The sequence below is a fragment of the Alloalcanivorax sp. genome, from assembly GCF_964221125.1.
Lineage (GTDB): Bacteria > Pseudomonadota > Gammaproteobacteria > Pseudomonadales > Alcanivoracaceae > Alloalcanivorax > Alloalcanivorax venustensis.
Map to the genome: position 1 here is coordinate 1 of NZ_CAXPXK010000081.1, position 9,695 is coordinate 9,695.

The following is a 9,695-nucleotide window of genomic DNA, read 5'->3' on the forward strand; positions in this document are numbered from 1 at the left end:
CGGAGAACCGCTACAACCAGATCTTCAAGATTCAGGTGGAGCTGCCGGAGGACATCTCCGACAAGGACCGCCAGGGCATTCTGCGCTCCATCGACCGCTGCACGGTGAAGAAGGTGGTGCAGACCGGTCCGGAGTTCGAGATCGAGACGGTGGAGAACCTGGACGAGGACGCCCAGGCGCTGCTGATGGCCGGTATCGACGGTGAGGCGCGCACCTATATCGAGGGCAAGGACCGGCCCCTGGAGGAAACCATCGCCACCATGACCGGGATCCTCGAGGACCTGGGCATGAAGATCGAGATCGCCTCCTGGCGCAATATCGTGCCGCACGTTTGGTCGCTGCACATTCGCGACGCGGCCTCGCCGATGTGCTTCACCAACGGCAAGGGCGCCACCAAGGAGAGCGCGCTGTGCTCGGCGCTGGGTGAGTTTATCGAGCGGCTGAGCTGCAACTTTTTCTACAATGATCAGTACTTCGGCGAAGAGATCGCCAACAGCGCCTTCGTGCATTACCCCAACGAGCAGTGGTTTCAGCCGGGCCCCAACGACGAGCTGCCCGAGGAGATTCTGGATGCCCATTGCCGGGCGATCTTCGACCCCGAGCGCGAACTGGGCGGCTCCAATCTGATCGACACCAATTCCGGCAACGAGGCGCGCGGCATCTGCTCCCTGCCATTTGAGCGCCGCTCCGACGGCGAGACGGTGTGGTTCCCGTCCAATCTGATCGAGAACCTCTACCTGAGCAACGGCATGAGCGCGGGCAACACGCTGCCGGAAGCGCAGGTGCAGTGCCTGTCGGAAATTTTCGAACGGGCGGTGAAAAAGCAGATTATTGAAGAGGAGCTGGCGCTGCCGGACGTGCCGCAAGAAGTGCTGGCGAAATACCCGAAGCTGGTGGAAGGCGTCGAGGCGCTGGAGGCCCAGGGCTTCCCGGTGCTGGTGAAGGACGCCTCCCTGGGTGGACAGTTCCCGGTGGCCTGCGTGGCGCTGATGAACCCGCGCACCGGCGGCGTGTTCGTGTCGTTCGGCGCGCACCCGAGCCTGGCGGTGGCGCTGGAGCGCAGCCTCACCGAGCTGCTGCAGGGCCGCAGCTTTGAAAACCTGAATGATGTGCCGTTGCCCACCTTCAACAGCCTGGCGGTGAGCGAGCCGAACAACTTCGTGGAGCACTTTATCGACTCCACCGGCGTGGTCTCCTGGCGCTTCTTCAGTGACAACGCCGACTACGATTTCCACGAATGGGACTTTTCCGGCAGCACCAAGGAGGAAGCGGAGAACCTGTTCGGCATCCTCGAGGATCTGGGCAAAGAGGTCTACATGGCCGTGCACGAAGACCTGGGCGCGCCGGTGTGCCGCATCCTGGTGCCGGGCTATTCCGAGGTCTACCCGGTGGAAGATCTGGTGTGGGACAACACCAACAAGGCGCTGGACTACCGCGAGGACATTCTCAATCTGCACGTCCTCGACGACGACCAGCTGGCCGATCTGGTGGAGCACCTGGAAGAGAGCCAGATCGACGACTACACCGACATCATTACGCTGATCGGCGTCGAGTTCGACGAGAACACCGTCTGGGGCCAGCTCACCGTGCTGGAGCTGAAACTGCTGATCAACCTGGCCCTGGGCCAGCACGAGGAAGCCCTGGAGCGCGTGGAAGCCTTCCTGCAGTTCAACGACAATACCGTCGAGCGCAACCTGTTCTACCGCGCCGTCAGTGCGGTGCTGGAAATCCTTCTGGACGACGAGCTGGAACTGGACGACTACCTGCGCAACCTGCGCCGCATGTACGGCGACGACACCATGGACGCGGTGGTCGGCTCGGTGGACGGCAGCGTCCGCTTCCACGGCCTGACGCCGACCAACACGCGCCTGGACGGCCTGGAAAAACACCAGCGCCTGATCGAAAGCTACAAGAAGCTGCACGCCGCCCGTGCGGCGAGGGCGGGAATCAATCTGGCTGGCTAATCGGCTTGGTTTGAGCCACTCAGGAAAAGTGTTCGTGGGGCATCATGCGCTTATGCAGAATGCGCACGATGTGCACGGCGCCGCACGTTGCTCGCGCCCCCAGCGACGTTCCGTGTAGCGTGCGATGGCGCGTAGATCCGCTTTGGCCTTCCTGGAAAGCGTAAAGGTGGGCATCAGGTGGCGTCTTCCCGGTCCAGTTCCTCAATGAAGCTGTCGTAATCGTAGTCGGCGACGCCGCTGTTTTCGCCGTCCTGGAGCATTTTCCGGAGGGTGCCGAGGCGGGTCTCCGCGTCCTCGAGCAGGCGCAGCCCCGCTCGCACCACCTCGCTGGTGGAGCTATAGCGTCCGCTGTTCAGCTGCTCCGCGACGAAAGTGTCGAAATGCTCGCCGAGGCTGATGCTGGTGTTCTTTGGCATGATACACCTCGAAAGTACCAATAATTGGTACTATTCTGCCCTCCGAGTCGGCTCTGGCGCAAGATGCCGAGCCCCCGGCGAAGCCGGGAGGAGGCGCAGCGCCGCGATCGCGTTAGGATGAACTAAATTGGAGGAACCCTTATGGCAGCGCCACTGATTCCGATCCTCAAAGCGGTCGCGCCCTACGTGGCTCAGATCGCCACGATCGCGATACCCGCCTTTACGTCCCGCTCCGCCGAGACCGGCCCGGCCGATCCGGTGGTGGCGAAGCAGATCCAGGAACTGCAGGAAGCCGCCACCCACAACGCGGAAGCCGTGCAGGTGCTGGCGGACAAACTGCAGCAGGCCCTGGACGGCATGGAGATGGCGGCCAGAGAGTCGGAGGCCCGGTTCGCCAAATACAGGCTCGCCCTCGCCGCCGCTCTGCTGGTCTCCGGTGCTTCTTTGGCACTGAGTGCGTTCCTGCTTTTCAGCTAGGTCCCGCTAACCCGGCCAGGAGAGGATTATGGATTCCAGAACCGAACATCGCGGCGCCTGCCTCTGCGGCGCGGTAGGCGTTATCGCAAAGCCCAAGACTGATAAGGTGGTGCTCTGCCACTGCAAGATGTGCCGCCAATGGGGCGGCGGCCCCATGTTCGCCGCCGAGTGCGAGCAGGCCGTCACCTTCGAGGGTGAGAAGCACATCGCCAGGTTCCAATCATCGGCGTTCGCCGAGCGCGGCTTCTGCAAGATCTGCGGCACCCATCTTTTCTTTCGTTACATCGAAGAAAACCACTACGCCCTTCCCGTCGGGCTGCTGGATGACAGCGACGCCTGGACGCTCTCCGGGCAGATTTTCATCGACCGGAAACCGTCGTTCTTTTCGTTCGCGGAAAAAACGGAGAACCTCACCGAAGACGAGGTCCTGAACCCCTAAGCCGGTGTCTTAATGCTCGTCGTCGTAGCCGCGCAACCAGAGCCGACGTCGTTGCGCCGCGCGATGAATCGAGCCGCCGATGCTGGCGCCGATTTCCGCGCATACCGCGATGCCCTGCACGAAGGGCCGGTCGTGCATCAGAAACGGCAGCGCGGCCAGGGCGATGCGGTGGCCGCCGATCTCCGGCACCATCAGCGTGTAGTTGTCGCCCACCGGCGGCAATTCGTCGCTGTGGGCCAGCAGCTGGTCGCGCAGCCGCGGGAAAGGCAGATCGGTAAGGTCCAGGGCCTTCTGGCCGCGGGCGTCGATGAACACCTGAAAGCGATGCTCGCCGTTGGCCGTTTTGATTACCGTGCCGCTATCCCCGACGTCCATCTGATAATCCCGCCCCAAGGCCAGCACGTCGATGACGCCGGCGGCGCGCAGTGCCAGCACCCGGCGGATTGATTCCGGCGGCACCGCCGCGTAGTTATCGATAAACACCCGGCGCAGGCCGGCGTCGAACCGTTCCCGGTCGCGCTCGTCGAGATGCGGCGCGATCTCTTCCACCACCTCGTGCAGACGCAGCAGCGCGTAGCGCCAGGGCACGGTGTGCCGGTCGCGTTTGTTGCGCTCCGCTTCCAGCAGGTTGCGCTGCGCCCAGCGGAACGGATTGCGTTCGGCGCGGTTGGCGAAATAGGCGTCGGCGAAGGTGTCGGCGTTCTGCTCTTCCAGGGCGATGCAGTCGCTCCAGCGCGGGTCCGCGTCGCGGACTTCCCGGGCGATCAGCGCGAACACCCGGTCCAGCAGCCCCTCGCTGCCGGCGTTGATTTCCCGGGCGACGCTGTCCGGCGTGGCGATGCGTAGCGGTTCATGGGGAATCGGGCAGTAGAAATCCGCCTCGGGCAGCAGGCCGGACCGGGACATCAGCGTAATGCGCAGGTCCGCGCTGTGCGGATCCAGGTCGAAACACAGCGGGTTTTCCGCGTCGTCGGGTTGCTCCCGGAAGCGGCCGTGCTGCACCGCCACCGCCATGGCCGCGTCGATGCCGCTGAGCGAGGTGCCCAGCACGCCGACCGCGCCGGCGGGAATGGCGGCGCCGATCAGGCCGCTCCAGGGGCTGGGGAAATAGCCGGGCCGGGCGTCCGCCTTGGACGGCCACACATGGCCGGTGGCGATCACCGCGCGGTCGAAGCGGGCCGGCCCGTCATGGCGGGCGGTCCACAGGCTCAGGTCCTCGTCGCCCGCCTGCAGATCCGTGACGTGGCAATCTTCGAACACGGTTACCCGGTGGCCCTGGTCTTCGGCCCTCGCCACCAGCGCCAGGAACTGGGCGCGGAAATAATGGCCCAGCAGCACGCGCGGCAGAAACTGGCGGTCGTGCAACGTTTGTTTCTCCACCCCATAGCCGGCCAGGAAGCCGGTGGACTGCGCGCGCAGCCACTCGAGATAGGTACAGGTGAGCGGCGGGATCTCAATGCTGGCGATGTTGGCGAGCATGGCCCGGTGATTGGCGTGCTCGTCGTAGGGCATGCCCACACCGGCGTGCTCGCCCGCCTCATAAAGCGTGATGGCGAGCGGCGCCTGGCCGTCGATCAGGGCGGCGAGGGTATAGAGGCCGGTCGGCCCGGTGCCGATAATGGCGATGCGCTGCATACAACGGTCATTTCCCTATGACTGGGGAAATGAGAATGCGCGGCGCGGGGCTTTGCTGTCCACCGGGCCATACTTGATTTTACCTTCCCTGCCCGGGAGGCGGCGTCCGCCGCCCGCCCGTCAGGCCCGCGCCGGCTCCGGCGGCAGGGTGCCGCCCGGGAACGCCAGCCGCAGGTTCTTCAGCCAGGTGGTGCCGAACTGCCGCCACAGCGGTGCGGAGTTGTACGGCAGGCCGTAGCGGTCAGCCAGCGCTTTGACGCGCGGCGCCACTTCCGGGTAGCGGTTGCTGCACAGGTCCGGGAACAGGTGGTGCTCGATCTGGTGGCTCAGGTTGCCGGACATCACATGGAACAGCGGGCCGCCGGTGATGTTGGCGGAGCCGAGCAGCTGGCGGATGTACCACTGGCCGCGGGATTCGCCTTCCACCTGTTCCTCGGTGAAGTTGTAGACGTCGGCGGGGAAGTGCCCGCAGAAAATAATCACGAACGCCCAGATGTTACGGATGATGTTGGCGACGAAGTTGGCGCCGGCCACCAGCAGGAACACGGTGAGCGGGGATTCCGGCACGAAGAAGGAGATCGGGATCGACACCAGCGCGGCCAGGCCGGGCCACATGATGTAGTCCTTGCGCACCTGGCCCCAGATCTTGCGGCCGATGTGTTTCATCAGCGGCAGGATTTCCTTGGGTTTTTTCTTGCCTTCGCCCACGTCGATGATCGCCTGCTCGTGCAGGGCCACGCCTTCCTCGAACAGCAGCATCAGCATCACGAAGTAGACCGGCTGCAGCAGGTAGGCGGGCTTCCAGGGTTGCAGCGGCGTCACGCGCATGATGCCGTAGCCCACGTCCAGGTCTTTCTCCAGCACGTTGGTCCAGGTGTGGTGCACCACGTTGTGTGAGTGCATCCAGCGGTCGGACGGGCTCATGGTGTCCCACTCCCAGGTGTTGGACTGGATCTCCGGGTCCTTCATCCAGTCCCACTGGGCGTGCAGCACGTTGTGGGCGATCTCCATGTTTTCCAGGATCTTCGCCAGGCCGAGCAGGATCACGCCCAGCGCCATCACGATCAACGTGGTGCCCCAGCCGGCCAGCGCGTGCGGCCAGGCGGGCAGCAGGAACAGGCTGGCGTAGATGGTGAGCCGGCCGAACAGCGCCATGCTGCGCTGAATGCGGATCAGCCGCAGAATATAGAGCCGATCTTTCTCGCCCCGGGATTCCAGGGTCTCGTAATAGATGGCGTCCATCTCGCGGCCGAATTCGTCGATTTGTTCTTCCGTGAGATCCACGGGTAAACCCTGTCGCTTACTCATCATGACCTCCTAGACGTCCAGTTCGCAGTCGCCGGCGGTGGCGCACACACAGACTTGCACGATGGCACCGGGCTCGTTGATGTATTCGCCGCTGCGCAGGTCGCGCACGCAGCCGGATTTCAAGGTGGTGTTGCAGGTGTGGCAGATGCCCATGCGGCAGCCGTGGGGCGGGTTGAGCCCGGCGTCCTCGGCGATGCGCAGCAGGTTGGTCTGGCCGTCCGCGTCCACATCGAGATCGCTCTGCGCGAAGCGCACCTTGCCGCCCACCGCGTCGTCGGGGATCGGCGCCAGCTCGGCGCGGAACCGTTCGATATGCAGGCGGTTGGAGAGGCCGGCCTCTTCCCAGACTTCTTCCAGGGCGGCCAGCAGCCCCGGCGGGCCGCAGGCGTAGCAGTCGCGTTCACGCCAGTCCGGGCAGAACTGCTCCAGCTTTTCACGGCTGAAGTAGGCGGCGTTGTCGTCTTCTTTCTGGGTGTGCACTTCGTGCAGATGATAGTGGCGGTGCTGCGCGTTCAGCTTGCGCAGCTCCTTGCCGAAGATGGTGTCGAACTCGTGCGGTGCGTAGTGGATGTGCACCGTGTCCGGCAGGCGCTGCTGCTCGATCAGGCTGTGCAGCATGCTTCTCGCCGGCGTGATGCCGCTGCCGGCGGTGATGAACAGCGGCTGAATCGGCGAGGCGTCCGGCAGGTAGAAATCGCCCTGGGGCAGGCCCACCGGAATAAAGTCCCCGACCTTCAGGTTGCGCACGATATGGTGCGACAGGCGGCCGCCCTCGATCTTCTTGACGGTGATGGTGAAGCGGCCGTCGTCCCGCTCCGGCGGCGACGAGATCGTGTAGGTGCGGGTGTAGTGCCGGCCGTCCACTGGGATGCCCACGCGTATGTGCTGGCCGGGGCGGTGCAGCCGCCAATTGGCGCCGGGCTGCAGCGTGATGGTGCGGCAGTCCTTGGTCTCGTCCCACACGTCCACCACCCGCGCGTGCATACGGTGGGTGGTCCACAGCGGGTTCACCAGCTCCACGTAATGGGAGGTACGCAGCGGGAAGGCGAACATGTCGGTGATCGCCGCCAGCCTGTTCAGCCAGCCTTTCCGCGGTTTCGGTTCCTGCGCCTGGGTCATGGCCTGGGCTCCTGTATTCACTCGTTATTATGCTGTTTGTGTACAGGTGTTCACGTTACCTCAGGTTGGCGTGGTTTGGGAAGAGGGCAATTTTGTGCAAATGTTGAGCGGTTCCCCCTATAGCCGATAACAGCACGGTTTTGCCGGCGATGCCAGAAAAGGGCGGGCTGCCTATAAGGACGTGGCCCAGGCCGCGATGTAGAGGCCCAGGCCGAACACCGCGTGAGTAAGCAGGCTTTGCAGGCGCGCGGCGTTGGGCCTGGGGGTTCTCGAGGCGGCGATGCCGGCGCCCATGCCGGGCTGCATCAGAAAGAACGGCGCGGCCACCGTGCCGATGCCCACCGCCAGGGCCGGGCCGAGGGTGGGGCGCGCCGCCCATTCGGCGCCGCCTAACCCGATCAACAGCCCGGCGAAGACGATGCCGATGCCGTAATGCGCGCTCCAGCCGATCAGGCGCTCGCCCGGCATCTTCGGCGCGTCGGCGATGTTGTCTTGCCGGAAGCGGCCGTGCGGCATGTGCGCGATCCAGCGGCCGACCAGGCCGTAGTCGAGCCCCTTGCCGCCGAACACTCTTTTGCGCAGCCAGCCCCACAGATCCATGATGGCGGTGGCTCCCACGCCGATAAAAAATATAATCGCTAATAGAGTCATGGCGTCTTCCAGTCGGTGTCTTCGTTGGGCGATGAAGACAGCTTGCTACTTAAAGTCGACTTGAGGTCAAGGGCTATGGATATTTCCGAAGTGGTGCGCCGTTCCGGCCTGCCGGCGTCCACATTGCGTTTCTATGAACAGAAGGGGCTGATCGCCTCCGTGGGCCGGCGCGGCCTGCACCGGGTGTTCGCCGCCGGCGTGCTGGAGCAGCTTTCGTTGATTGCGCTGGGCCGCGCGGCTGGCTTCTCCCTGAATGAAATCGCCGCCATGTTCGGTGCCGACGGGCGTCCCAGGATCGAACGGCAACAGCTGCTGGAAAAAGCCGACGAGCTGGATCAATCGATCAAACAACTGACCGCCATGCGGGACGGGCTGCGGCACGCGGCGGCCTGTTCCGCGCCCAGCCATCTGGAGTGCCCCAGGTTCCGTCGTTTGATGGGGCTGGCGGGTGCCGGGGTGATCGGCGAACGCCGAAACGGAGCCTCTGGGAAAAAGTAGACGCCCCGAATGTCGAAGCCGGGGCAGGCGGTTCGACCAGTTCCTGACGCCCGTTGCAGGGCCCTTTCGATTGCCAGACAGGAACCGAACCATGTCCCGAATGATTTTCGTCAATCTGCCCGTCGCCGATCTCGCCGCGTCCATGGCGTTCTATCAGGCGCTGGGGTTCGAGAATAACCCGCAGTTCACCGACGACACCGCCGCCTGCATGGTGTGGAGCGACAGCATTTTTGTAATGCTGCTCACCCATGAGAAGTGGCGCACCTTCACCGACCGGCCGATCCCGCCGGCCACCGCCAGTGAAGTGTTGCTGGCGCTCAGCTGCGATGATCGCGACATGGTGGATCGGCTCAATGAAAAAGCGGACGCGAGCGGCGGCACGGCGGACATCAACGCGATCCAGGATCTGGGCTTTATGTACAACCGCAGCCTGGCGGACCCGGACGGCCACGTCTGGGAAATGTTCTGGATGGACCCGACAGCGGTGCCGGCGGACGACACCACGGGCCAGGGCTAACCCGCTCGCTGCGGCGATCCGGGCTAACGCTGCACTTTGAACACGCCGGTGGCGCGGGCGCAGGGTTCGCCGTCGGCGAGTACGGTGGCGCTGGCGAAGCTGAGGCTGCGGCCCGTGCGGGTGACGTCGGCGCGGAATTCCAGCCACTGGCCGACGCGGGCGCTGCCCAGGAAGTCCAGGTTCAGGTTCACGGTCACCAGGCCCTTGAGCGGCGGCAGGGTGCTGTCCTCCAGATGCGGCAGGCAGCTCAGGCCCATGGCGTTGTCGCACAGGGCGGATAACAGGCCGCCGTGGACGAAACCACGGCTGTTGGCGTGGGCCTCCCCGGCGTGCAGGCCCAGGCTGATGCCGTTGTCGTGGGGGCGGTGATAGATCGGTTCCCAGGGGGCGGTGAAGCCGCTTTTCCGGGTGTGTGGCTGAAAGCCCTCGGGCACGTGGGTCATGGCGATGCTCCGTAATATCAATATAGACCAGTCTATATAATAGCGCTCCCCGGTCAATGCCGGCACGGGTTATGATCCAGGTCGTGCCTCGCCCCCCCCCCAAAAACCTGACCACTGGAAAGCCCCATGACCCGCAGCCCTTGCCTGATCCACCGCATCCAACCGGACGACATCGCCCTGATGGCGGGCCTGATGGACGTGTTTGGCGAGGCCTTTGAGGACCGCGAG

11 protein-coding genes are annotated in these 9,695 nt (G+C 64.4%); 5 read left to right on the forward strand and 6 right to left on the reverse strand.

Going from position 1 to position 9,695, the window contains the following annotated elements:
- On the forward strand, positions 1 to 1,964 hold a 1,964-nt coding region (locus ACEQZD_RS09715; protein ID WP_370185177.1), incomplete at its 5' end, for an OsmC domain/YcaO domain-containing protein.
- Positions 1,965 to 2,137: 173 nt separating this feature from the next.
- Here ACEQZD_RS09715 and ACEQZD_RS09720 read toward each other — a convergent pair.
- On the reverse strand, positions 2,138 to 2,380 hold the full coding sequence (locus tag ACEQZD_RS09720; RefSeq protein ID WP_335629536.1) for a type II toxin-antitoxin system ParD family antitoxin: 243 nt from the start codon (positions 2,378 to 2,380) through the stop codon (positions 2,138 to 2,140).
- Between the two features lie 141 nt (positions 2,381 to 2,521).
- Between ACEQZD_RS09720 and ACEQZD_RS09725 the strand changes: the two genes are divergently transcribed.
- Positions 2,522 to 2,857 carry a hypothetical protein gene (locus tag ACEQZD_RS09725; RefSeq protein ID WP_348321174.1) on the forward strand — a complete coding sequence of 112 codons (336 nt, stop codon included), beginning with the start codon at positions 2,522 to 2,524 and terminating at the stop codon, positions 2,855 to 2,857.
- Positions 2,858 to 2,885: 28 nt separating this feature from the next.
- Positions 2,886 to 3,296 carry a GFA family protein gene (locus ACEQZD_RS09730; RefSeq protein WP_370185179.1) on the forward strand — a complete coding sequence of 137 codons (411 nt, stop codon included), beginning with the start codon at positions 2,886 to 2,888 and terminating at the stop codon, positions 3,294 to 3,296.
- Positions 3,297 to 3,305: 9 nt separating this feature from the next.
- Here ACEQZD_RS09730 and ACEQZD_RS09735 read toward each other — a convergent pair whose 3' ends face one another.
- The 4 genes from ACEQZD_RS09735 to ACEQZD_RS09750 all read right to left on the reverse strand — a co-directional run bounded on the left by ACEQZD_RS09735 (position 3,306) and on the right by ACEQZD_RS09750 (position 8,009).
- The gene (locus ACEQZD_RS09735) at positions 3,306 to 4,931 is read right to left on the reverse strand and encodes an FAD-NAD(P)-binding protein (protein ID WP_370185181.1); all 1,626 of its coding nucleotides are present in this window, start codon (positions 4,929 to 4,931) and stop codon (positions 3,306 to 3,308) included.
- A 120-nt stretch (positions 4,932 to 5,051) separates the two neighbouring features.
- Positions 5,052 to 6,239 carry a fatty acid desaturase gene (locus ACEQZD_RS09740; protein ID WP_370185182.1) on the reverse strand — a complete coding sequence of 396 codons (1,188 nt, stop codon included), beginning with the start codon at positions 6,237 to 6,239 and terminating at the stop codon, positions 5,052 to 5,054.
- A 9-nt stretch (positions 6,240 to 6,248) separates the two neighbouring features.
- Positions 6,249 to 7,358, reverse strand: coding sequence for a ferredoxin reductase (locus ACEQZD_RS09745; protein WP_370185184.1), 1,110 nt, complete (start codon positions 7,356 to 7,358; stop codon positions 6,249 to 6,251).
- A 171-nt stretch (positions 7,359 to 7,529) separates the two neighbouring features.
- Entirely contained in the window at positions 7,530 to 8,009 is a 480-nt protein-coding gene (locus tag ACEQZD_RS09750; protein WP_370185186.1) for a DUF2938 domain-containing protein, read from the reverse strand.
- 75 nt (positions 8,010 to 8,084) lie between these two features.
- On the opposite strand from ACEQZD_RS09750, the gene ACEQZD_RS09755 reads away from it, so the two are divergent.
- A complete protein-coding gene (locus ACEQZD_RS09755) occupies positions 8,085 to 8,507 on the forward strand; it encodes a helix-turn-helix domain-containing protein (RefSeq protein ID WP_335629528.1) in 423 nt (140 codons plus the stop codon).
- A 91-nt stretch (positions 8,508 to 8,598) separates the two neighbouring features.
- Positions 8,599 to 9,024: a VOC family protein gene (locus ACEQZD_RS09760; RefSeq protein WP_370185188.1), complete on the forward strand. Its 426-nt coding sequence runs from the start codon at positions 8,599 to 8,601 to the stop codon at positions 9,022 to 9,024.
- A gap of 23 nt (positions 9,025 to 9,047) precedes the next feature.
- Here ACEQZD_RS09760 and ACEQZD_RS09765 read toward each other — a convergent pair whose 3' ends face one another.
- A complete protein-coding gene (locus ACEQZD_RS09765) occupies positions 9,048 to 9,467 on the reverse strand; it encodes a PaaI family thioesterase (protein ID WP_335629526.1) in 420 nt (139 codons plus the stop codon).
- Positions 9,468 to 9,695: the final 228 nt, after the last annotated feature.

Bases quoted from the DNA above. Each gene is read 5' to 3' on its own strand.
- ACEQZD_RS09730 (WP_370185179.1), top strand. From the start codon at position 2,886: ATGGATTCCAGAACCGAACATCGCGGCGCCTGCCTCTGCGGCGCGGTA.
- ACEQZD_RS09745 (WP_370185184.1), bottom strand. From the start codon at position 7,358: ATGACCCAGGCGCAGGAACCGAAACCGCGGAAAGGCTGGCTGAACAGG.
- ACEQZD_RS09735 (WP_370185181.1), bottom strand. From the start codon at position 4,931: ATGCAGCGCATCGCCATTATCGGCACCGGGCCGACCGGCCTCTATACC.
- ACEQZD_RS09725 (WP_348321174.1), top strand. From the start codon at position 2,522: ATGGCAGCGCCACTGATTCCGATCCTCAAAGCGGTCGCGCCCTACGTG.
- ACEQZD_RS09765 (WP_335629526.1), bottom strand. From the start codon at position 9,467: ATGACCCACGTGCCCGAGGGCTTTCAGCCACACACCCGGAAAAGCGGC.
- ACEQZD_RS09720 (WP_335629536.1), bottom strand. From the start codon at position 2,380: ATGCCAAAGAACACCAGCATCAGCCTCGGCGAGCATTTCGACACTTTC.
- ACEQZD_RS09755 (WP_335629528.1), top strand. From the start codon at position 8,085: ATGGATATTTCCGAAGTGGTGCGCCGTTCCGGCCTGCCGGCGTCCACA.
- ACEQZD_RS09740 (WP_370185182.1), bottom strand. From the start codon at position 6,239: ATGAGTAAGCGACAGGGTTTACCCGTGGATCTCACGGAAGAACAAATC.
- ACEQZD_RS09750 (WP_370185186.1), bottom strand. From the start codon at position 8,009: ATGACTCTATTAGCGATTATATTTTTTATCGGCGTGGGAGCCACCGCC.
- ACEQZD_RS09760 (WP_370185188.1), top strand. From the start codon at position 8,599: ATGTCCCGAATGATTTTCGTCAATCTGCCCGTCGCCGATCTCGCCGCG.